Annotated in this window: 22 protein-coding genes; 11 read left to right on the top strand and 11 right to left on the bottom strand. The window is 51.0% G+C overall.

Features of this window, described 5'->3' with window-relative positions:
* Positions 1–44: 44 nt before the first annotated feature.
* Together AWQ22_RS01720 and malQ are read right to left on the bottom strand one after the other, a co-directional pair.
* Positions 45–428, bottom strand: coding sequence for a DUF1818 family protein (locus AWQ22_RS01720; protein WP_065709981.1), 384 nt, complete (start codon positions 426–428; stop codon positions 45–47).
* Positions 429–1,946 carry a 4-alpha-glucanotransferase gene (malQ, locus tag AWQ22_RS01715; RefSeq protein WP_065709980.1) on the bottom strand — a complete coding sequence of 506 codons (1,518 nt, stop codon included), beginning with the start codon at positions 1,944–1,946 and terminating at the stop codon, positions 429–431.
* A gap of 236 nt (positions 1,947–2,182) precedes the next feature.
* On the opposite strand from malQ, the gene fbp reads away from it, so the two are divergent.
* From fbp to AWQ22_RS01700, 3 genes are all read left to right on the top strand, one after another.
* Positions 2,183–3,232, top strand: a complete 1,050-nt coding sequence (gene fbp / locus AWQ22_RS01710; protein WP_012305963.1) for a class 1 fructose-bisphosphatase — start codon at positions 2,183–2,185, stop codon at positions 3,230–3,232.
* A 53-nt stretch (positions 3,233–3,285) separates the two neighbouring features.
* The gene (locus AWQ22_RS01705; RefSeq protein ID WP_065709979.1) at positions 3,286–3,504 is read left to right on the top strand and encodes a hypothetical protein; all 219 of its coding nucleotides are present in this window, start codon (positions 3,286–3,288) and stop codon (positions 3,502–3,504) included.
* Positions 3,505–3,618: 114 nt separating this feature from the next.
* A complete protein-coding gene (locus tag AWQ22_RS01700; protein ID WP_012305961.1) occupies positions 3,619–5,184 on the top strand; it encodes a B12-binding domain-containing radical SAM protein in 1,566 nt (521 codons plus the stop codon).
* Between the two features lie 89 nt (positions 5,185–5,273).
* Here the strand turns inward: AWQ22_RS01700 and AWQ22_RS01695 are convergent, their stop codons facing one another.
* On the bottom strand, positions 5,274–6,530 hold the full coding sequence (locus tag AWQ22_RS01695) for an acetylornithine transaminase (protein ID WP_065709978.1): 1,257 nt from the start codon (positions 6,528–6,530) through the stop codon (positions 5,274–5,276).
* 245 nt (positions 6,531–6,775) lie between these two features.
* On the opposite strand from AWQ22_RS01695, the gene AWQ22_RS01690 reads away from it, so the two are divergent.
* The 3 genes from AWQ22_RS01690 (at position 6,776) to AWQ22_RS01680 (ending at position 10,158) form a co-directional block, all read left to right on the top strand.
* Positions 6,776–7,777, top strand: coding sequence for a TrkA family potassium uptake protein (locus AWQ22_RS01690; protein ID WP_045441446.1), 1,002 nt, complete (start codon positions 6,776–6,778; stop codon positions 7,775–7,777).
* A 120-nt stretch (positions 7,778–7,897) separates the two neighbouring features.
* The gene (rpe, locus tag AWQ22_RS01685) at positions 7,898–8,587 is read left to right on the top strand and encodes a ribulose-phosphate 3-epimerase (protein ID WP_012305958.1); all 690 of its coding nucleotides are present in this window, start codon (positions 7,898–7,900) and stop codon (positions 8,585–8,587) included.
* A gap of 158 nt (positions 8,588–8,745) precedes the next feature.
* Complete coding sequence (locus AWQ22_RS01680; RefSeq protein WP_065709977.1) at positions 8,746–10,158, top strand: hypothetical protein; 1,413 nt, start codon at positions 8,746–8,748, stop codon at positions 10,156–10,158.
* Positions 10,159–10,266: 108 nt separating this feature from the next.
* On the opposite strand, the gene psbU is transcribed toward AWQ22_RS01680, so the two are convergent.
* Positions 10,267–10,683, bottom strand: coding sequence for a photosystem II complex extrinsic protein PsbU (gene psbU, locus AWQ22_RS01675; protein WP_012305956.1), 417 nt, complete (start codon positions 10,681–10,683; stop codon positions 10,267–10,269).
* Between the two features lie 130 nt (positions 10,684–10,813).
* Here psbU and AWQ22_RS17040 point away from each other — a divergent pair, with 130 nt between their 5' ends.
* Complete coding sequence (locus AWQ22_RS17040; RefSeq protein ID WP_157094564.1) at positions 10,814–10,987, top strand: hypothetical protein; 174 nt, start codon at positions 10,814–10,816, stop codon at positions 10,985–10,987.
* 3 nt (positions 10,988–10,990) lie between these two features.
* Positions 10,991–11,626 carry a peroxiredoxin gene (locus AWQ22_RS01670; RefSeq protein ID WP_030006099.1) on the top strand — a complete coding sequence of 212 codons (636 nt, stop codon included), beginning with the start codon at positions 10,991–10,993 and terminating at the stop codon, positions 11,624–11,626.
* 112 nt (positions 11,627–11,738) lie between these two features.
* On the opposite strand, the gene lpxC is transcribed toward AWQ22_RS01670, so the two are convergent.
* From lpxC to purC, 3 genes are all read right to left on the bottom strand, one after another.
* On the bottom strand, positions 11,739–12,566 hold the full coding sequence (lpxC, locus tag AWQ22_RS01665) for a UDP-3-O-acyl-N-acetylglucosamine deacetylase (RefSeq protein ID WP_065709976.1): 828 nt from the start codon (positions 12,564–12,566) through the stop codon (positions 11,739–11,741).
* A gap of 45 nt (positions 12,567–12,611) precedes the next feature.
* The gene (locus AWQ22_RS01660; protein WP_062436449.1) at positions 12,612–14,783 is read right to left on the bottom strand and encodes a BamA/TamA family outer membrane protein; all 2,172 of its coding nucleotides are present in this window, start codon (positions 14,781–14,783) and stop codon (positions 12,612–12,614) included.
* A 174-nt stretch (positions 14,784–14,957) separates the two neighbouring features.
* Positions 14,958–15,710 (bottom strand): phosphoribosylaminoimidazolesuccinocarboxamide synthase, encoded by a 753-nt coding sequence (purC, locus tag AWQ22_RS01655; protein WP_065709975.1) that lies wholly within the window; start codon positions 15,708–15,710, stop codon positions 14,958–14,960.
* A 127-nt stretch (positions 15,711–15,837) separates the two neighbouring features.
* On the opposite strand from purC, the gene coaD reads away from it, so the two are divergent.
* Positions 15,838–16,374, top strand: coding sequence for a pantetheine-phosphate adenylyltransferase (gene coaD / locus AWQ22_RS01650; RefSeq protein ID WP_012305950.1), 537 nt, complete (start codon positions 15,838–15,840; stop codon positions 16,372–16,374).
* Positions 16,299–17,012: a hypothetical protein gene (locus AWQ22_RS01645; RefSeq protein ID WP_030006094.1), complete on the top strand. Its 714-nt coding sequence runs from the start codon at positions 16,299–16,301 to the stop codon at positions 17,010–17,012. The genes coaD and AWQ22_RS01645 overlap by 76 nt, the downstream gene beginning before the upstream one ends.
* Here AWQ22_RS01645 and AWQ22_RS01640 read toward each other — a convergent pair.
* Both AWQ22_RS01640 and AWQ22_RS01635 read right to left on the bottom strand, forming a co-directional pair.
* Positions 16,994–18,139 (bottom strand): Gfo/Idh/MocA family protein, encoded by a 1,146-nt coding sequence (locus tag AWQ22_RS01640; protein WP_065709974.1) that lies wholly within the window; start codon positions 18,137–18,139, stop codon positions 16,994–16,996. The genes AWQ22_RS01645 and AWQ22_RS01640 overlap by 19 nt on opposite strands.
* A 73-nt stretch (positions 18,140–18,212) precedes the next feature.
* Positions 18,213–19,346 carry an extracellular solute-binding protein gene (locus tag AWQ22_RS01635; protein ID WP_065709973.1) on the bottom strand — a complete coding sequence of 378 codons (1,134 nt, stop codon included), beginning with the start codon at positions 19,344–19,346 and terminating at the stop codon, positions 18,213–18,215.
* 222 nt (positions 19,347–19,568) lie between these two features.
* On the opposite strand from AWQ22_RS01635, the gene AWQ22_RS01630 reads away from it, so the two are divergent.
* Complete coding sequence (locus tag AWQ22_RS01630) at positions 19,569–19,955, top strand: hypothetical protein (RefSeq protein ID WP_030006091.1); 387 nt, start codon at positions 19,569–19,571, stop codon at positions 19,953–19,955.
* A 69-nt stretch (positions 19,956–20,024) separates the two neighbouring features.
* Here the strand turns inward: AWQ22_RS01630 and lspA are convergent, their stop codons facing one another.
* Both lspA and AWQ22_RS01620 read right to left on the bottom strand, forming a co-directional pair.
* Entirely contained in the window at positions 20,025–20,531 is a 507-nt protein-coding gene (gene lspA / locus AWQ22_RS01625; protein WP_065709972.1) for a signal peptidase II, read from the bottom strand.
* Between the two features lie 56 nt (positions 20,532–20,587).
* The gene (locus AWQ22_RS01620; RefSeq protein ID WP_030006089.1) at positions 20,588–21,229 is read right to left on the bottom strand and encodes a biotin transporter BioY; all 642 of its coding nucleotides are present in this window, start codon (positions 21,227–21,229) and stop codon (positions 20,588–20,590) included.
* Position 21,230: the final 1 nt, after the last annotated feature.

Below are 21,230 nucleotides of genomic sequence, written 5' to 3'. Positions count from 1 at the left end.
GATCGCCACCTCCGATAATCTTCTGACTCCTTTCTTCGGGAGTATTAAAGGGGAAGTTCGTGACTTTTATGAAAAACATGACTTAATTGCACCAACTGCTGCACAGCTTCCGGTTGCCAATTTCCCTCAATGTTCCGTTGGGTGAGGACTAACAAACGCAGGCTATAACAGGCTGGAAATCCTTCAATCTCTAGCCAGACCAAATCACTTTCTGCTTCGATGGCAATCCGTTCCTCTGGCATCAATTCCGAGGCAATACTTTCGACCGTATCGGCTAACTGCACCAACAAGCGACAAAAATCTTCAAATTCTGCTGCGGTTAATTCCACAGCCCAATCATCGGCTCCAACCAAGCCCTGGAAAGTCCGGGTGGGGTCAGGATCCCAGCCTAACCGCCAACCCGTCCCTTTTTTGAGCGATCGCCCCATTTATTCGCCTCGATACTCCGGTTCACGCCCGTAAAGATAGACGAGGTAGCGTAATTTGCCAATGAGGTCATCACTCAGCATTTCCGGCTGGTAGCGCCAAGTCCAGTTGCCTGCCGCCACTCCAGGGGTATTCATCTTTGCCTCAGATCCCAAACCAAGCAGATCCTGGAGGGGGAAAACGGCCAGATTTGCCACGGAACCCAACGCCAGACGAATCAAGCCCCAGTGAATCCCCTCATCGCAGAGACAACCAAGGTAATCCGTGACCCGTGCCTTTTCTTCGTCACTGCGCTTGTCAAACCAGCCCACAGTGGTGTCATTGTCATGGGTGCCCGTGTAGACAATGCAATTGCGATTAGTGTAGTTGAACGGTAGAAACGGATTAGCGCGATCACTATCGAAGGCAAAGTGCAAAATCTTCATACCTGGCAAGCGATATTTATCCCGCAGGGCCTCCACATCCGGCGTGATTACCCCTAGATCCTCGGCAACGATGGGCAATTCACCGAGTTTATCTTTGAGTAATGCAAAAAATTCGTCACCCTTAGCTTTGATCCAGCGGCCATTCATCGCCGTTTTTTCGCCCTGAGGCACCGCCCAAAACGCTTCAAAACCCCGGAAGTGATCGATACGAACAATATCGACATACTCCAGCATGGTTTTAATGCGCTCGATCCACCAAGAATAGTGACGGCGCGACAGGTTACGCCAGTTGTAGACTGGGTTGCCCCAGAGTTGGCCCGTTTCGCTGAAATAATCCGGTGGGACTCCCGCCATCCACTTGGCAGCCCCGGTTTCGTAATCGAGACGGAAAATTTTCGGATGGCCCCACACATCGGCGCTGTCGTGGGCCACATAGATCGGCAAATCCCCAAAGATTTGGATGCCCTTTTCATTGGCATAGCTTTTTAGGGTTGACCACTGGCGGAAAAATTCTGATTGGGCGTATTTGTGGAAAAAGATTTGATCGGCGAGGATCTCTGTCTGCTCGGCGATCGCCTTTGGATCACGCCAAGCGAGGGCCGCATCCCAGTCATACCAGCTTTTACCATCGTGGGCTTCCTTGAGGGCCATAAAGAGCGCATAATCATTGAGCCAATAGGCCTGCTCTTCGCAAAAGGTTTGAAATTCTTGTTTTCTCTCTGGGGTCGCCACCGCCTGGAAGCGTTTACAGGCTTTTCTCAGGAGGGGCATCTTAAAGGCGATCGCCTGATCATAGTCCACCCGGTCTCTAGGGCAGCTTGGACAGGCCGCCAAATCAGCTTCTTCTAATAAATCTTCTGAAGCCAGCCATTCCAAATTTAACAGCATCGGATTGCCCGCAAAGGCCGAATAACACAGATAAGGAGAATTCCCAAACCCCGTTGGCCCCAGGGGTAGAACTTGCCAAACCTGCTGTCCACTATCGGCAAGAAAATCAATAAATCGATAGGCTTCTGGCCCTAGATCGCCGATTCCAAATCGACCCGGCAAAGACGTAGGATGCAACAGAACACCACTAGCACGACGTTGAAACATACGCAGATTACAAGCTCACAATTTTTCTCTACTGGCCATCCTAGCAACCGTTTCCCGTACAGCCGGAGATTGTGACGATTTTTGACAGCTTAAGGTCAAGGTTTGCCTATATCCCGCCCATTCTGCCCAAATACTTTCCTTTTTTCCTTGCTTTTCCATTAAGTAATCCTTTAGCAAGAGCGCATCCCCCAAACACAATCGTTACCATTGGAGCAAACCCACAAAGGAAAAAGCCTATGCCAGATCACAATAACGACATTACCCAAAGTCCCAGTCTTGACCGCGACTGCACCACCCTCTCCCGCCATGTTTTGCAACAGCTCCAGAGCTTCGACACGGCGGCCCAGGACATCAGCGCCATCATGAATCGCATTGCCCTCGCCGGAAAGCTCGTTGCCCGTCGCCTCAGTCGCGCTGGCTTGATGGAAGGGGTACTCGGCTTCACGGGCGAAGAAAATGTCCAAGGAGAATCTGTCAAACGGATGGATCTCTATGCCAACGATGTCTTTATTTCCGTTTTCAAACAAAGTGGCCTCGTTTGTCGCCTCGCCTCCGAGGAAATGGAAAAACCCTACTACATTCCTGAAAACTGCCCCATCGGTCGCTATACGCTGCTCTACGATCCGATTGATGGCTCCTCCAATGTCGATATTAATCTCAACGTGGGGTCTATCTTCTCCATTCGCCAACAGGAAGGCATGGATCTTGACGGAGACGCCGCCGACCTCCTCCAAAATGGCCATAAACAGATTGCTGCTGGTTATATTCTCTACGGCCCTTCGACCATGTTGGTTTACTCCATTGGCACAGGGGTTCACTCGTTTATTCTCGATCCCAGTTTGGGGGAATTTATCCTCGCCGAAGAAAACATCACAATGCCCAACCATGGCTCGATCTACAGCGTCAATGAGGGGAATTTCTGGCAGTGGGAAGATTCGATTCGGGATTATATCCGCTATATGCACCGCCACGAAGGTTACACGGCCCGCTACAGCGGTGCCCTCGTGGGGGATTTACACCGCATCCTGATGCAGGGGGGCGTCTTTCTCTATCCGGGCACAAAGAAAAAGCCAGAGGGCAAACTGCGCCTCCTCTATGAAACAGCACCTTTAGCTTGGCTCATTGAACAGGCCGGGGGGAAAGCCAGCACAGGCACTATGCCGCTCCTGGATTTTGTGCCGACCTATCTCCACCAGCGCACCCCGACAATCCTCGGCAGTGTGGAAAATGTGGAATTGGTTGAATCGTTTATCCAAGAGGCAGAGCGGGAAACCGTCGGTGTTTAAGCATTGAGAGGATGTGGCAAAAATTCGGATCGACAACTGTGAGGTGAAGCTGAATGCAAGAGTTAACGGGGCGCATTGCCCATCAATCCTTGGGTGTTGGCGTATGGGTTCTCGAAACAGCAGCGGGGGTCAACTATGAACTGCGGGATTTGCCCCAGACCTGTCAGCAGCCAGGGCTGCAAGTTACTGTAACGGGAGAAGTCCTCGCCGATGCGGTTTCTATCGCCATGGTGGGGCCAATTTTCGCCGTGGATACTGTTACAAAACTTTAGCGCTACACTGAAGGCACTTGTGCGCTTACCTGACATCAGTTTTGATGATGGTCGGCGATCGCCTTCTAAAAATCAGCCTTTTTAAAACCCTTTCATCATAAAACTTTAAATACCATGCGTGTCCTCCTCATTTATCCGGTTTTTCCGCCCACCTTTTGGTCCTACGAAAAAATCCTTGAACTGGTCAACCGCAAGGTGCTGCTGCCCCCCTTGGGCTTGATTACTGTGGCGGCGATTTTACCCCAAGAATGGGAATTTAAGCTGGTTGACCGCAATATCCGTGCTGTCACCGAAGCGGAATGGGAATGGGCCGATCTGGTCTTGATGTCGGCGATGATCGTCCAAAAGGATGACCTCCTCGATCAAATCAAAGAAGCCAAAAAACGAGATAAATTAGTGGCCGTTGGTGGCCCCTACCCGACGTCGGTACCTGAAGAAGTCCAGGATGTGGGGGCGGACTTTTTGATCCTCGATGAAGGGGAAATCACCCTGCCGATGTTTGTGGAGGCCGTTAATAATGGCGCAACCTCAGGCACCTTTCGGGCTGAGGAAAAACCCGATGTCACCACCACCCCCGTCCCCCGTTATGATCTGCTGGAATTGGATCAGTATGATTCGATGTCAGTGCAATTTTCCCGGGGCTGTCCCTTCCAATGTGAATTTTGTGACATCATCGTCCTCTATGGGCGCAAACCCCGCACCAAAACCCCAGAGCAGCTTCTTAAGGAGTTAGATTGCCTCTACGAATTGGGTTGGCGACGGAGTATTTTCATGGTGGATGATAATTTCATCGGCAATAAACGCAATGTCAAACTCCTCCTCAAGGCCCTTAAGGAATGGCAACGGGAACATCAATATCCCTTCCGCTTCAATACTGAAGCTTCGGTGGATCTCGCTGACGATCCAGAACTGATGGATTTGATGGTGGAATGTTTCTTTGATGCGGTTTTCCTGGGTATTGAAACCCCTGACGAAGAGAGTCTGCAACTGACGAAAAAATTTCAAAATACCCGCAGTTCCCTCGCTGAATCCATTGACAAAATTATTCAAGCGGGATTGCGGCCCATGGCGGGTTTTATTATCGGCTTCGATGGGGAGAAGAAAGGGGCAGGCGATCGCATTATCAAATTTGCAGAACTGACGGCGATCCCCACCACCACCTTTGCGATGCTCCAGGCCTTACCGAATACGGCTCTCTGGCACCGCCTCGAAGCAGAAGGGCGACTCCGGGCGAAAAAGGACGGCAACATCAACCAAACGACCCTGATGAATTTCATCCCCACCCGTCCCCTCGAAGACATTGCCAATGAGTATGTCCACGCCTTTTGGCAACTCTACGATCCCCACCTTTATCTAGACCGCATTTATCGTTGTTTCCTGAAATTGGGCGCGCCCAAATGTCATCCCCCGGCCAAGTTGCCCAGCCTGGTCGATCTCAAGGCATTGGCGATCGTCATTTGGCGACAGGGCATTAAACGGGATACCCGCTGGCGCTTCTGGCACCATTTATTTGGTATTTTGCGCCACAATCCGGCAGTTTTTGAGCATTACCTCACCCTCTGCGCCCACAACGAGCATTTCCTGGAATATCGCCAGATCGTCAAAGACAGCATCGAAACCCAGTTAACGGAATTTTTAGAACAGGAAGAAACCTCTACTCCCACCCCCGTTACGGTGTAATTCCCACTGGGCCAAGCATGTAAAAATAAAACTCCCCGATTTTTTAACAATGGGGGAGCTTTTTATTGCTTTGGGCAGGATAAAGAAATTTAGAGGGCCATGGCAGCGAGGGTCTGGTCTAAAAGGGCGATCGCCTCATTGATTTCTGCGGCGGAAACAATCAGAGGCGGCACAAATCGGATTACCTTCGGGCCAGCGGGAGCTAACAATAAACCCTTTTCCATCGCTGCTTTGACCACTTCAATGGAGGTGAGTTCGAGGTCTGCTTTAATTTCCATACCATTGATCAAACCCCAGCCCCGGACATCGCTGAAGTAGGGATATTTTTCAGCCAGGGTCTTTAAGCCCGCCCGGAGCTGCTCCCCACAGGCGTTGACATTTTCGAGTAGGTTTTCCTGTTCGAGGGTTTCAACCACCGCTAGGGCCGCCGCACAGGAGAATGGGTTACCGCCAAAGGTGCTGGCGTGTTCCCCAGGGTTAAAGACCGCACAGGAATCCTTGCACATCATCGCGCCAATGGGGATTCCTCCCGCTAATCCCTTCGCACTGGTGAAAATATCCGGTTCAATGCCGAGGTTTTCGTAGCCCCAGTATTTGCCAGTTCTCCCGACCCCAACTTGCACTTCATCGAGGACAAGGAGAATTCCGTTTTCGTCACAAATGCGCCGCACTGCTTGGAAATATTCCACATCACCAGGCCGGACGCCCCCTTCTCCCTGGAGGGCTTCGAGCATAATGGCGGCGACGCGGCGGTTACCTTCATCGATGTCGGTGATCGCTTCTTCGAGGGCGCGAATGTCGTTGTAGGGCACGTAGGCGAACCCATCGGGGAGCGGGTCGAAATGTTTTTGGTATTTGGGTTGTCCGGTGGCGGTAATCGTCGCAAGGGTACGCCCGTGGAAGCTCGATTTCGCCGAAAGGATCACGGGTTGTTCGAGGAAATCTGAGACGGTGTGAGCATATTTACGGACTAATTTAATCGCCGCTTCGTTGGCTTCGGCCCCGGAGTTGCAGAAAAAGACTTTATCGGCACAGGAATGTTCGACGATCCACTGGGCTAAAGCGCCTTGCTCTGGGATGTAGTAGAGGTTAGAAATATGGTGCAGTTTTTGAATCTGCGCACTGACCGCTTGGATCAGGGCTGGGTGGGCATGGCCCAGGGTGCAGGTGGCAATGCCTGCGACAAAATCGAGGTAACTTTTCCCTTCGGTATCCCACAGACGACATCCTTCCCCCTTGGCGATCGCCACCGGAAAGCGCCCATAGGTATGCATCACATACTGATCGAACTGAGTTGGGTTAAAGCTTTGGGCTGGGGAATGGTTCAGTAGCGTTTGGGGACTCACGGGTTACTCCTCTTCGATGGCGAGACTCAAAGTTAAATTTCAGTTTAGCCAATGGGTAATCTTTTTTGCTAAATACAAGGGGGGAATGAGCTAAAGAAATTCTATGTTTTTTTAGCTTCCTACGGGTCGGCTGAAATTGTCTGCAACTTTCCCTACAAACATCAGACTTATCTTGAGGTTCATCGGTGTACAGCATTGAGCAAAAATATAGACGCCTCAGGGGGCAACTGCAATTGGGTCTGCTGATGCTTGTGGCGCTGTTTCTGCTGGGGACAAGTTGGTTTATTGTCGTGGAGCAGTGGTCATGGGTAGATGCGGCCTACATGACGATGATCACCTTAGCCACGGTGGGCTTTGGGGAAATTCATCCCCTAGGCGATCGCTCTCGGATATTCACCATTATTCTGATTTTTTTAGGCTTGATTGCGGTTGGTTATATCGTCAACCGTTTCATCGAAGCAATGATTAGCGGCTATTTTCAGGAGATAAAAAAATTGAAACAGTACCAGCAGCAAATTAGTCGTCTCAATAACCATTACATTGTTTGTGGCCTCGGTCGCACAGGGCAGCAGGTGGCCCGGGAATTTCTCGCCGAAAATATTCCCTTTGTCGTCATTGACCAAGATCCCGACATTATCGAAGCCGCTCAGGATCAAGGCTACATTTGCATCCAAGGAGATGCCACCCTCGATCAACATCTCCATGAAGCGAAAATCGACCGGGCAACTTGTTTGGTGGCGGCACTCAGCTCCGATGCAGAAAATCTCTATACGGTACTCTCTGCCAAAACATTGAATCCAAAAATTCGGGCGATCGCCAGGGCTAGTACCGAAGAAGCCGTGGAAAAATTACGCCGCGCCGGAGCCGATGCCGTTGTTTCTCCCTACATTACCGGGGGACGTCGCCTAGCCGCCGCTGCCCTGAGACCCCAGGTTATGGATTTTGTTGATGGCATTTTGACTGGCGCAGAACGGTCTTACTACCTCGAAGAAATCCGTGTGGATAGCAATTGCGGCGGTTACATTGGCAAAAGCCTCAGTGAAGCCCGACTCAGGGTACAGTCCGGTGCCCTCGTCCTCGCAATTCGCCGTCAAGATGGCAGCCTTATTCCTGGGCCGACGGGTGATACCTTACTGTTATCTGGGGACTTTTTAATTTGTATGGGCACAGCTGAACAACTGCGTAAATTAAATAGTATTTTGATCCCTGTACAAACCGATGGGCCTCTACGTCCCCCCCAGCGCTAGGTCAGTGTTTCCTGAAACAATGCTCTACCCAGGCTAGGCCACAAAAAATATTGATACAAACTTTTGTTAATATTGATACCAACTTAGAATTCTTGAGATAATAAGAGGAATCCACCCACCATGACTGACAAGAAAATTGTAGTTTCCCCGTCCATTCTTTCAGCGGACTTTAGCCGCCTTGGTGAAGAAATTAAAGCAGTCGATGAGGCTGGCGCTGATTGGATCCACGTCGATGTCATGGATGGTCGTTTTGTCCCGAATATCACCATTGGGCCGTTAATCGTCGAAGCCATTCGTCCCTACACCAAAAAGCCTTTGGATGTGCATTTGATGATCGTTGAGCCAGAAAAATACGTGGCAAATTTTGCTAAAGCTGGCGCTGACATTATCTCCGTCCACGCAGAACACAATGCGTCTCCCCACCTCCACCGCACCCTCTGCCAGATTCGTGAACTGGGTAAAAAATCTGGGGTTGTGTTGAATCCTTCTACGCCCCTTGACATCATTGAGCACGTCCTTGATGTTTGTGACCTGATTTTGATCATGAGCGTAAACCCTGGGTTCGGCGGCCAAAGCTTCATTCCTTCGATGGTGAACAAAATCGAAAAACTCCGGGCCATGTGTGATGAGCGCGGCCTGGATCCTTGGATTGAAGTCGATGGTGGGATCAAGCCTGCTAATGCGTGGCAAGTGATTGATGCGGGTGCAAATGCGATTGTTGCGGGTTCTGCTGTTTTCAAAGCCCCCAGTTATGCTGAGGCGATTGAAGGGATTCGTAACAGTAAGAAATCAGAAGCGGTTGCGGCCTAGGACATCCCCCTAAATCCCCCTTCAAAGGGGGACTTCAGACCGGAAGATGTTTTAGCACAATGAATGAGTGGGGAAAGACAGAACTGTTTTTCCCTATTTTTGTGGCCAAGGGAGTCTGGTGGCATAATCGAAATGCTCCCCTCTAGAATGGTTGTGCTGTGAAAGAGTCGGATTTGCGTCGATTGGCGGAACAGGGAAATCCCCAGGCGATCGCCCAGGTGTTAAGGCAAGCGTTTCAACCCCACCAGATCCGGGTGATGCTCAAACGGGTGGCTGATAAGCACCTCAAAATTCAACTCGAAGGTTTTAATACCCCCGACCAGGCGATCGCCAAACAAATCCTTACCCCTTGGCAGAAAATCTGGGAGCACACGATCACAGAAACCTTTACTGTTGAAGGCCTGCGGTTTGGGGAAGTTACTCCCGACTGGGAATGGACAATTGTAGCGGGCTTACTCTCCCCAGCCGAACGAGAACCCTCCCCGGAAGCACTCAGCACCCAAGAACCGCCCCAAAAGACTGCCCTCAAGAATGATGCTTTCACCCTGAAACTCCGGCAACTACTCGCTGCATACCTATGGAGTATCAAAGTTACCCCTTCCGCTGGGGCCTTGGTGATCAAGTTAACGGTAATTGACCAGCGCGATCGCCAAGACTATTGCCAGATTATCCAGCAGGCTTTGCAGCATTTCTCCCTAGATGATGTCGAGAAAGTTTACCTTAATGTTTACCATCGTCAGCAACGACAATACCTCCTCAAAACCTGTTTTTCTCTCCATGGTGCTCTGCCGTCCCAAATCCCCAACCAGCGCCCCCGGTCACGGCAACTGTCTCCGGATACCCCCCAGGCGCTCCTCATTGGTGGCGGCCTAGGTCTGATTCTCTTTTTGCTGCCCCCCAGTCGCTTTATTCTGAATACCTTTCTCACCCTCGTCCATGAAATTGGCCATGCGATCGCCTTTTGGCTGTTTGGCTATCCCGCTGTGCCGAGTTTTGACTTTATCTTTGGGGGTGGAATTACCCTCGCCCTCGGCCGCGCCAGCATTATTTTGTGGCTGCTCTACGGGGCGATCGCCTATCTCGCTTGGCAATACCGTCGCAATCGCGGCACCCTGATTACCTTGGCTGGTCTGACTCTCTTGCAAATCCTTTTGATCCTGACGGGTTGGGATCAAATCGCCATTATCGCCATGGGTCATCTCTTAGAAATTGCCGCCGTCTTTATTTGTCTGTACTTTGCCCTCGGCAAATATTTTTGCCATGTCTCCGGTGAACAAACCCTTTATGCTCTGTTGGCCAGTTTTAGCTTTCTGGAAAATGGTGCCTTTTTCGGGCGGCTCATGACCAGCGAAACGTTCCGCATTGCCTACCGGGTCGGGAAAGGGGGCCTCCTCGACCATGACCTGGTGCGTCTGACCCAAGATTTTTTCGCGATGTCCCTGTCAACCCTGGCGGGTTGCTTTCTGCTGCTGACTTTCCTCGCGCCCGTGCTGGCCTTTGGGGCATTTTATTGGGAATCCCGCTGGGTACCTCAGTTTTATCGACTATGCCAACCGAGCCCCAAATCCTAAAAATTGTCGTAAAAAAACCTATCCCTCAGGAATAGGTTAATTGCCATTGAAAATTTAGGTTTGACTCACAAACATCTTCCTAAACGCAGCAAGATTTCGTTTGTATTTTTAATAGTCACCGGTGTTCAGACGTTGGTCACCATCAATAAACACATCGGCAGGCGGTGTTACAGTGAAACGCTCCAAATTTTCCTCTAACCGTGCCAGTTGCTTCTCGCTGAGGTCGGGGATATTCAATACATCTTCAACGCTGTCATAGGGGGCATTTTCGATGATGCGTTTGGCCAATGTGGGATAAAATCCACGGAGCTCGCGGAAAAGACGGACGCTGGCGTTGTTTAGGTCAATTTTCTTGCCATATTCTGACTCAAGCACCTTGTCAGCGGGATTAACACGCTCACCGAGCACGGCTGCAGAAACAAAGCCATTGCTTAAATCGAGGGCTTGGGCTTGGGGCTGAACGCTAAAGAACGCGCAACCGAACATGAGGACGAGCCCCATTAATGCACTCACAACTCTACTCATTATGATTGATTCCTCCTAGGCTTTTCCCAGCTTTTTTTGATGATTCTTAGATTTATGTAAAATACCAAGCTTCAGGCGGCCTGAAACTACTAACGTAAAAAATTCTGGCTTATTATTTCATTTTTCCGGCTTGATTGTCACCCTCGGCTTTTTTGATTCTGAAGAATGGCAACAAAAGTTAATAAATATTGCGCTCTGTGACGGCAGCTTATCATTTTCCGGTGGCGATCGCCTCCCTTGGCATCTTCCCAGGGAGATGGGCCATAATGATCCTTTGGTAGTTTATTTAACATCAGGAGTTTAGTTTATGTCTCTCCGGTTAGGCGATGTGGCCCCCAACTTTACCCAAGATTCCACCATTGGGGAAATTGATTTTTACGATTGGGCCGGCGACAGTTGGGTTGTTTTGTTTTCTCACCCCGCTGACTTTACCCCCGTGTGCACCACCGAATTGGGCGAAGTGGCTCGGTTAAAGGGAGAGTTTGAAAAGCGCAATGCTAAGGTAATTGCCCTCAGCGTTGATGACACGGCCTCCCACAATGGCTGGGTGGGTGATATCGACGAAACCCAGGGATGTGCTGTCAATTACCCGATTTTGTCCGACGCAGATCAGAAGGTCGCTACCCTCTACAACATGATCCACCCCAATGCCAATCCGAAGGTAACGGTGCGGACAGTCTTTGTCATTGATCCTGAGCGGAAGGTGCGTTTAACCATTACCTATCCCCCCAGCACCGGCCGGAATTTCCAAGAAATTTTGCGGGTTTTGGATTCGTTGCAACTCACAGACAACTACAGCGTAGCGACCCCTGTCAACTGGCAGGATGGTGAAGATGTTGTGGTTTCTCCGGCAATCTCCACTGAGGATGCGAAGGTCAAGTTTCCAAAGGGCGTTAAGGAAATCAAGCCCTATCTGCGCATGACCCCCCAACCAAATAAGTAGAGCTTCAGGTCCTAGGGGTTGGCAGTCTCTGAAAAAAGGCGATCGCCAGCCCCAGCAATACAGGTCAAACTATCGGCGTTATCCTTCACCCAATAGCAGCTTGATTAGAATTTTAAAAAAGCGTTGCCTGTAAGGTTTTAGCAAGCTGGGTATGGAGTTTATGGCTTGCTTTATAGGCCAGGTAATGGGCCGTGGGGATCGTACCAAGCAAACTCAAATCCCCGATTAAATCAAGTAATTTGTGGCGAGCCGGCTCATTCTCAAACCGGAGCGGCGGATTGAGCCATTTTTCCTGATCACAAACGAGGGCATTATCAAGACTGCCTCCCTGAATTAAACCAGCTTTTTTCAATTGCTCAATTTGATCGGCAAAGCCAAACGTCCGGGCCGGGGCGATCGCCTGGGCAAAGGGTTCTGCTGCGGGGCTCCAACTGTGCCACTGGTTGCCAATGGGCTTGTAGGTGAAATCGATGCCATAGGTAAACCGCAGTTCCGGTGAGGGTAAGGCTGCCACAAACGCGTCATCTTCCCGGAGCCAAACGGGTTCTGTGACCACAGGAACGGCGATCGCTTCATCCATGAGGGTCTGGGTGCCTGCCTTGGCGATCGCCTCTACCCACTGCGCTGCTGAGCCATCCAACAGGGGTAACTCCGGCCCATCTATTTCGAGGCGCACAACATCGATCCCAAGACCCACCAATGCCGCTAACAAATGCTCTGTGGTTCTGACCTTGGCCTCACCCACTGCCAATTCCGTAGACAAAAGGGTTTGATCGACGGCCTCAATTCGGGCCGGGATCTGGGGTTGCCCTGGTAAATCTGTACGCACAAAATAACGACCATGGTGGCGATCGCCGGGCATGAGCCTTAGGGTGACCCGTTGCCCCGAATGGAGACCCACCCCAGAACATTCAACGGTTGTTTTTAACGTTTTAACCATCACAAAAAAGGGGGTTGCCCCCCACGAAATCAGACCGATAACACCCTAGAAACGCTCACCAATACCAAAGTGAATACGACTGTCCCCTTGGTCGTTAAGCCCATAATCCACCCGGATTGGCCCCAGGGGAGAATTCACCCGCACACCGATACCATAGCCGAAACCATTACCGGGCTTACCACGGGTTCCCGCCGGATCTCCAGGCACATCATCCCCGGAACCGAGGTCTGTGGCATAGTCCGCAAATAACGCACCACCCACCGCCGAGAAAATGGGGAAGCGATATTCTGCTGTCGCTTGGATGTAGTTACGGCCACTGCCGAGGTCTCCTTCTTCAAAGCCCCGAACCGAGTTACTGCCCCCAAGGGAGAAGGCTTCGTAGGGGGGTAAATCCCCGATAATTGCGCCCCCTTGGATATTGAAGGCCAAAGTATGGGGTTTCTCTTCACTGCCAAAACTGGGGAGTTTAATCGGTGAATCCATATAGATACTGTGGCTGGCCCGGAGTCGGTTAAAGAGAATACTGCCGCTACCAATGGGAATGGTCTGGTCGGTGCCGAAACGGGTAATGGAGCCGCGGGTTGCCCCATCGAAGCTCGTCCGCTTATCGCGCACCACATTTAGACTCAGGGCAAAGATATCGTCAATACCATTGTCAGAGAAACTGAGTTGGTTCCCAGCTTCGTCGATAAACTCTGTATCACCATCGGCATTGGTAATCCGGACGCGATTGTAGTCGAAGCCGAGGGAGGCGCGCCATTCAGAGGGGCCAAAAACATCCTTCGATAAAGGACGACTAAAGGTCACCCCACCGCCAATCCGATTAATTCGGGGGCGATCGCCACTGTCTTGCAGATCAACATCATTTTCCCCACCATCAAAGATCAGTGAAATAGAACGACGGCGGAAGGCATTGACCGAATAGGACGTCCGGTAAGGATCGCCGGCAATCCAAGGATCCGTAAAGGATAGATCGAACAGAGCATCCCGTTGTCCTAATTGGAATTCTGCAGCCAGACGCTGGTTATTGCCACCCAGGTTTTGTTGTTGGTAGCTCACACTCCCAAAGAAACCGCTGGCGGAGCTAATCCCCCCACCTGCAGCGATGGAGCCTGTATTTCCTTCAATGACATTTAGATTGAGGACGGCCTGGGTCGGATCTTCGGTGCCTGTGGTGAAATCTAACTGGACATCTTCAAATAACCCCAGACCAAACACCCGCTGGAGATCCCGTTGGGCGACATCCCGCCGGAAAACGTCTCCTGGTTTGAGTTCCATTTCCCGCGTGATGATAAAGTCTCGGGTCTTGCCATCAACGGATTCATTGTCGGCGTTGATGAAATTAACCTGAATATCTTCGATCACCCCTTCAACGACGACGAGGGTCACAACCCCATCGGCACTGGGTTCATCAATACCGATCACTTTCGCTAAATCGTAGCCATTGTCTTGGTACCACTGCTGGAGTTGTTGCAGCTTATTACTGCCCTCTTGGAAATCGTTGAGGTTGATAATTTCGCCATAGCGATCGCTAAAAATATTATCGACAACTTCGGGAGGGGTAATATTTTGACTGCCTTCTAGGGGCAATGCCTGCACGACGATATCGGTCAAAACGGGGTTGGGTACCACGTCAAAGGTCACCCGTACCCCAAGGGGTGTATCTTCCGGGGTGGCGACTACATTGGCAAATAAACCTGTCGCATAAACGCGGTTCACGTCATTACGAATTTGCGAAACCGTCGTCGGCCGCCCGGCTTGGGTTTCAATGGCCCGGATAATTCTTTGTTCCAGTTCGACGTTGTCGCCCACACCATTAATCTGAATTTCTGCGACCAATACCCTAGGCTCGTTGGGGTTGGCTTGCTGGGCATTGGAATTTCCCTGCTGCTGGGCGTAGAGTTGCGGCAGATTACTATCTTGGGGAGCTTCTTGAGCCTGAGCAACGGGAGAGGTAACAGCTTGGGTTGATGATTGGGCCAGGTTTTCGGATTGGGGCGCTGGCGTCTGGGAAGCTGGTGCTGCTGTGGGGGCTACATCCTCTACGGGCAGAGCTGGCACAACAACTTGGGTCGCCGTTGGCACCAGGGGATCGGAGTGACTCCCTTCTGATCGGGGTTCGGCATGGGCCGGAGACATCACACCCAAAGAGGCGATCGCCGCCCAAAGTGCGAGGGCCTGGGGGGAAAAATAGTCTAAATTTTGTTGTTTCTGCACGTCCAAACACCAGATCAAACGAAAGTTATCAGCACTATATTTATAAGTGCTTTTTCTGTAAATCGGCCAACATGAGTAATTTACTCTGCTGGATTGTACCAGAGTCGAAGACGGGGAAGCGTTGCTTATGTTTCCATGTCTAGACCCCGTAATTTAGCCTTGGGTCGGGAAAATTTAGGCGAGGGATTGCAATTGCTGCACCTGGGCCAAGACCCTAGCCTGGACAGTTTGATAAGCGTTTTCGATGTTACCGAGGTCTTGACGGAAGCGGTCTTTATCCATCACCCGCAGGTTGGGGTCTGTTTCGGTTTGATCCCACAGGCGGCAGGTGTCGGGACTAATTTCGTCGGCCAAAAGAATTGTGCCTGTTTTGTCGGTGCCAAACTCGATTTTAAAATCCACCAGGGTAATCTGACAGCGCTCAAAAAAGCCTTGCATCAGACCATTGATCCGCAGGGCATAGTTCTGGAGTTGGGCCAGTTGCTCGGCGGTGACGATCTGAAGCAGCATAAGGCGATCGCGGGTTAGGAGCGGATCACCGAGGTCATCGTCCTTGAGATAAAACTCCACGAGGGGTTGGGGGAGAACTGTGCCCTGGGCCAAACCCGTTTGTTTACAAAGACTACCCGCCGCAATATTGCGCACAACCACTTCTACCGGCAGAATTTCAACTGCTTTAACGAGCATTTCATCGGCTTTGGTTTGTTCGATAAAGTGGGTCGGAATACCCTGGGTTTCCAGCCATTGGAGGAGGGCAGCGGCAATGGTGCAGTTCATTTCTCCTTTGCCCTGGATGGTGCCTTTTTTCTGGGCATTGAAGGCGGTGGCGTCATCTTTGAAGTAAGTGAGGAGAACATCAGGGTCGGCGGTGCTGTAGAGAATTTTTGCCTTACCTTCGTATTTTTTTTCCGGGTGGTGCTCGCTCATAAGCTGGTTAAAATCGTGGATAAAATCATTCTCCATTGTAGGGGCTGATGTCCCTGGGTTTGCCTAGGGGCTTGGGGAAACAATATGTCACAATAAAGCCGATCTCTTCTGTGTGGCGCTGTATTTTGTGATTGCTATTTATCCTGGAAGCTTTGATCCGATCACCCTGGGTCATCTCGATATTATTGAACGGGGCGATCGCCTCTTTGAAAAAGTAATCGTGGCGGTGCTGTGCAATCCCAGTAAATCGCCGATTTTTAGCCTCGAAAAGCGCGTGGCCCAGATTCGTCGCTGTACCCAACATTTACCCAATGTAGAAGTGGCGAGTTTCACGGGTTTAACCACCGACTACGCGCGGCAACGTAATGCGGGTGTATTACTACGAGGACTACGGGTGCTATCCGACTTCGAGAAGGAGCTACAGATGGCGCATACAAATAAGACGCTTTGGGATAATATCGAGACAGTATTCCTGGCGACCTCCAACGAATATAGTTTTCTCAGCAGCAGCGTCGTCAAAGAAATTGCTAAATTTGGTGGTTCCGTTGATCACCTCGTTCCTGACAATGTCGCTGAAGATCTTTATCAATGGTACAAAGTTCATCCTCCCCAGGTAAGCCCACCGACAATAATGCCAACTCCCCAACCCTTTATCGAGGGGTAGACTTGAATGTGCAGGAACAGCTCACCCATTTAGAAGAAGTAATTTTTGAAGGCTTTCAAATTCCCCTCACGGGACTAACTCTCGTTAAAGACAACGATGTTTTAGACCAGCTCGATGCGGTACGGGCCAGTGTTCCTGAAATTATTGAGCGGGCCGTCGAAGTGCTCCAATACAAGCAACACCTCGTTGAACAGGCCGAAGCCGATGCGGATCGGATTGTCACCAGTGCCAAGCAGCAGGCCGCCCAATACTTAGACGAGATGGCCCTCACCCGGCAAGCTGAGCAACAGGCGGCCCAATTACGCTACACCACAGAGCAGGAATGCCAAGCCCTCCGCCAAAGTACCCTCGCCGATCTAGAGGCCTTTCGGCAGCAGGTGTCCCAGGAAGTGCAGCAAATGAAAAACCAGGCGATCGCCGAGGCCCAGGCCATCCAACAAGATGCGGATCAATATGCCCACAATCTCCTTGGCCGCCTTGAGGTGAATCTCCGGGAGCAACTAGAAATTGTCCAAAATGGACGGCGGCAACTCCAACCACCACCATCCTCGAATAATGGGTTAGCGCCCCAGGCGACTGGCCAAAATCCCCAGGGACGGCGTACTTCTCCCCAACCGCGTCAGCCTAGATCGAGATAGGTATCGAGATCCGGCACCGTTAACCAACGGCCTTGGGTATAGGCCTGGTGGGTTAAATCCATTAACAACTGAGAATAGACCCCTTCCCGGAGCGTCGGGGCGATCGCCACTGGATCTGCGGGTATCCCTTGATTTTGTTGACAGCGGTCGATGGCTTTGACCCAATGATCGACGACCCGGATAAAGGGCGCAAGGCGGCCATCGGCAAAGGTTTGGGGAAATTCAAGGCGCTCTGGAATGGCCACAGGTTGCAGTGCTTCACCCGCCTGGCCCGCCTGGAGCGTAAAACCATGGACATAATCCTTGAGGTTGCTACTCCCCAAAACCAGGGAACCGCGATCGCCATAGACTTCGAGCCAGTGGCCCCGACCGTGGTGACTGACGGAGGTGATATTGATTTGACAGGGCGTACCGTCGGCCAGTTCTAGCATGATCAAGCAGGTGTCATCGGCATCGACGGGTTTAAGGCGATCGCCATCCTTGGGGTCGGGTCGCTCTTTAATGGCGCAACTGAGATGACCCGCCAAACGTTTCACAGGGCCAAACAACCAATGGACATAATCAAAGGCGTGGGAACCCACCGCCCCCAAAGCACCGCCCCCTTGATCCTGGCGGGCATACCAATTCCAAGGTCGGTCTGGGTTGGCTCGACTGGTCACTAACCAGTTGATCGTAATCAGGCGTTTTTCACCCACAAAACCCTGTTGCAGATATTCCGCGAGACATTGCCAAGCAGGGACAAAGCGAAATTCAAAATCTGGGGTTACAACCAGATTTTTTTTTGCTGCTAGATGGTAGAGCTCCCGCGCCTCAGCCCCATTCAAGGTCATGGGTTTTTCTAAGAGGACATGTTTCCCGGCCAGGAGGGCTTGTTTGGCCATTTCATAATGCAAAAAAGGGGGCGTCGAAATGGCAACGGCGGCAACGGCAGGATTTTCTAGAAGCGCATTAAAGTCGCTGGCACTTTCGGCAATTTGATGGGCAGCAGCGATCGCCTGGGCTTTGTCCGGATCGCGATGGTAAACCGAGACCACTTCGGTGCGGTGGTGGTGTTGGAGGCCGGGAATGTGAATTTTTTGGCCAAAACCGGTACCGGCGATCGCCACCCCAATGGTGTCGTGGGTCATGGGAACTCCTCAATCGATGATCTTCCTCCGCATTATCCAGAACAGCGGTGGGCAAAATCAAAATTTTTCTGGCCTAGCCCTGGCGCACTGCTTGCCAAACCTGTTGATACTGGGCTGTCACCTCCGGGTTTAACATCTCAATGATTTCACTGGCCCGGAAGGTATTTTGATCGAGGTAAATTAACGGATTATCAGTGATGGCAGGGTCTAAATTGGTCGCCGCATAAATCAGTGGAGAGGCCCCATGACTACTGCGGGAAATCTGCTGAATCGCTGCCGGTTCCCAACAAAAATCTAACCAAGTTTTTAGGGTCTCAAAAGAAGTTTGGCTGCGTTGGGGCTGCACCCACAGATCACACCAGAGAGCCGTGCCACTGGCGGGAATCACTGCCCCTAAATTCCGGTAGCGTTGCAGGAGCGGCAAAATATCTTGGGACCACCCCTGGGCAATCCAGGTGTCGCCCATGTTGAGGGGCTGGAGATAGTGGGTGGAACTATAGAATTTGACCTGGCGGTGGAGGGTTTGGAAATCGCTCTCTAAATTGGCGATCGCCTCTGGATCAGTTTCGTTGTAGGATTTCCCCCGTTTTTTCAGCAAAAGCCCCAACACTTCCCGCGATTGGTTCAGCAGAGAAATTTTTCCCTGTAATTCTGGCCGCCATAGATCCGCCCAATCCGTCGGTGTCCACCCCAGGTTTTTCAACTTATCCTTGCGGTAGACCAGCATCGTCGTGCCCCAGCGGTAAGGCTGTCCCCACAGTTGCCCTTGGGGGTCGATCTCGCCCTGGACATTGCGGCGCAAAAACCGTTGCCAAGGTTCCCCCAACTCTTCCCACCGCGTTAGTTCCTCCAGAGATAACGGTTGAACAAATCCCAAGGCGATCGCCTGTTGATACCAACCATGGCCCAGGGTCAGCAAATCCGGCACCGCTGCCGAGCGATTGAGGAAATTTTCAGACGTCTCCGGTATCCTCATGGCCGCATCCTGCAGCACTACAAATAATTCTTGGAGCTGTTCTAGGGGTTTGAGATCTAAGCTGACCATTTGCCCTTGGTTTTGCCGAAATAATGTCAACAGTTGTGGCGAGATTGACCCCCGTAATGTATTGATTTGTAAAGTTGTCTCCGAGGTTCGTTGACACCCTCCCAAACACCCAGCAAGGGCATAGAGTGCGGAAATAGTTAAAAAATGGCGGCGATTGGGCATAAATCTAAATGTCGTTTCCCCTGGGAAATATCTTTTCAAAAAATAGCAAATTTAGCCTTTAATCAAGTGCAACCTTAGCCAGGACAATTGCAACTTTATCCTTAGAGAGGCAAGGTTTTCTTAAGGTTTTCTAAGAGAATCTTAAATATATCAGGATAAATATTCACAGCCTTGGGGTTGGTACTAGCATGGGACAAAGACCCGACTTTAGGCTGACAAAATATGAGTGTTCAAGGCTATATCAACGAGTTGAAACATCAGCTTGATCTGTTGTATCAAACCGTCGAACAAATGCAGCAGGGGCTAGGCCCAACGGGACAATCCTTGTCGGAAGCAGATTTGATGACAATGGTTCCCAAAATTGATCCAGCGGTCTTTGGCTTAGATTTTCGGGTCGGGGGAGAATCCTTTCACCACAAAGATGTTTTATTTGATGAAACCCTAGGCTTAGAAGGGCGTTCCATGGACGAGAAGCAAATGAGCCCGGAATGGCAGATCAAGCGACTAACGGCCCAGTTGACGGTGGCCTACAAACGTATTGCCCAATTAGAAGAGCAGTTGCTCTCGCAGCAAAACGAACACAATGGCAGTGAATATATCTATTCTTGATATTTTCTGAGAATCCATAACGGCGATCGCTCCACCCTCCAGATTATTAAAATCCAGATTATTAAAAGATTACTTAGAGTTAGGGGGCGATTCTGTTTGGGCGAGGCGGTAGGAAAACCATAAATTGAGCAATAAACAGGCGATGCCAATGTTGATACAGACATCGGCAATGTTAAACACGGGGAAATTAATCAGGCGAAAGTCTAGAAAATCGACCACATAGCCAAATAAAAAGCGATCGACGCCATTGCCCATCGCCCCCGCAAGAATAAATCCGTAGCCACTTTGTTCCCAGAGCGTTTGGCGATCGCCAAACCAAGCCAAGGCCATCAAACCCACACTGACCCCCAAGGACAACCACCGGAGCCAATGCACCCCATCGGTAAAGATACTGAAGGCGGCCCCAGTGTTTTGCACATAGGTGAAGTGGAAGACATTCGGCCAGAGGGCAAAGGTATCACCCACCTCCGGCAAGGTCTGGAGCACAATGGTTTTTGTGAGTTGATCGAGGACTAATCCGAGGAAGGCAACAAGCCAAAACCAGCGATTTTTCAGTAAATCTTGGCGCAGATCCATGGAGAGAGAGTTTCCGTTTCGCTAAAAAGAAAGAATATCAAGCCCAATACTTTGGCCTAATAGAACAAAATCCGTCGTACCCCATAGGCCAACACGGCCACACCACAGACTAGCATTAACTGACTCGGAAAGGGAGTCACACTGTAGAGGGCGATCGCCTGGAGCAAACTCAGTTCCGTCGCCTGTAATTTTTCCAGGAGGGTCAGCCCCACCAGATAAAGAATGCCACAACTATGGAGAGCGATCAGACCACAAAAAGCACTGAGGGCGAGGGCTTCTAAACTCAGCACATACCGAAAGGCAAGCCAACCACAAATGCCCGCCGCTGGGATAAAGCCAAGAATGTAACCAAAGGTGGGTTCTGTCAGATATCCCAGTTTTCCCCCTTGGGAGAACACTGGCAACCAAAACAAACCGATCAGAATATAGGCAATCTGGGCGATAATCCCCGCATTTTTGCCCCCCAAACAGCCCGTGAGGAGAACGGCAGCCACTTGACAGTAAATCCCCAAAGACTGAGTTTGTAGTCCCGCCGTTGACCAGTCCCAAGGGAGATTGAGCCGATGGGCCTCGATGAAGGTGCCCCCAATCGTCAGGGATACACCGATCAATGCCCACAGGAGTTGGTTAAACCAGTTCGGGCCAGTGGTGGCAGTTTGCTTTGGGGACAAGGATCTGGGGAGGGCTTTCGCTTTCAAG

Origin of the sequence: Picosynechococcus sp. PCC 7117 (assembly GCF_001693275.1) — a bacterium.
Taxonomy (GTDB): Bacteria; Cyanobacteriota; Cyanobacteriia; order Cyanobacteriales; family MRBY01; genus MRBY01.
This window is presented reverse-complemented; position numbering and strand designations above follow the sequence as displayed.

Excerpts from the sequence above, each read along its gene's own strand:
- purC (WP_065709975.1), bottom strand. The coding sequence starts at position 15,710 with ATGAGCGAGCACCACCCGGAAAAAAAATACGAAGGTAAGGCAAAAATT.
- malQ (WP_065709980.1), bottom strand. The coding sequence starts at position 1,946 with ATGTTTCAACGTCGTGCTAGTGGTGTTCTGTTGCATCCTACGTCTTTG.
- rpe (WP_012305958.1), top strand. The coding sequence starts at position 7,898 with ATGACTGACAAGAAAATTGTAGTTTCCCCGTCCATTCTTTCAGCGGAC.
- AWQ22_RS01630 (WP_030006091.1), top strand. The coding sequence starts at position 19,569 with ATGAGTGTTCAAGGCTATATCAACGAGTTGAAACATCAGCTTGATCTG.
- lspA (WP_065709972.1), bottom strand. The coding sequence starts at position 20,531 with ATGGATCTGCGCCAAGATTTACTGAAAAATCGCTGGTTTTGGCTTGTT.
- AWQ22_RS01720 (WP_065709981.1), bottom strand. The coding sequence starts at position 428 with ATGGGGCGATCGCTCAAAAAAGGGACGGGTTGGCGGTTAGGCTGGGAT.
- AWQ22_RS01690 (WP_045441446.1), top strand. The coding sequence starts at position 6,776 with ATGCTTGTGGCGCTGTTTCTGCTGGGGACAAGTTGGTTTATTGTCGTG.
- AWQ22_RS01635 (WP_065709973.1), bottom strand. The coding sequence starts at position 19,346 with ATGCCCAATCGCCGCCATTTTTTAACTATTTCCGCACTCTATGCCCTT.
- AWQ22_RS01670 (WP_030006099.1), top strand. The coding sequence starts at position 10,991 with ATGTCTCTCCGGTTAGGCGATGTGGCCCCCAACTTTACCCAAGATTCC.
- psbU (WP_012305956.1), bottom strand. The coding sequence starts at position 10,683 with ATGAGTAGAGTTGTGAGTGCATTAATGGGGCTCGTCCTCATGTTCGGT.
- AWQ22_RS01640 (WP_065709974.1), bottom strand. The coding sequence starts at position 18,139 with ATGACCCACGACACCATTGGGGTGGCGATCGCCGGTACCGGTTTTGGC.
- lpxC (WP_065709976.1), bottom strand. The coding sequence starts at position 12,566 with ATGGTTAAAACGTTAAAAACAACCGTTGAATGTTCTGGGGTGGGTCTC.
- AWQ22_RS01645 (WP_030006094.1), top strand. The coding sequence starts at position 16,299 with ATGGTACAAAGTTCATCCTCCCCAGGTAAGCCCACCGACAATAATGCC.
- AWQ22_RS01700 (WP_012305961.1), top strand. The coding sequence starts at position 3,619 with ATGCGTGTCCTCCTCATTTATCCGGTTTTTCCGCCCACCTTTTGGTCC.
- AWQ22_RS01705 (WP_065709979.1), top strand. The coding sequence starts at position 3,286 with ATGCAAGAGTTAACGGGGCGCATTGCCCATCAATCCTTGGGTGTTGGC.
- fbp (WP_012305963.1), top strand. The coding sequence starts at position 2,183 with ATGCCAGATCACAATAACGACATTACCCAAAGTCCCAGTCTTGACCGC.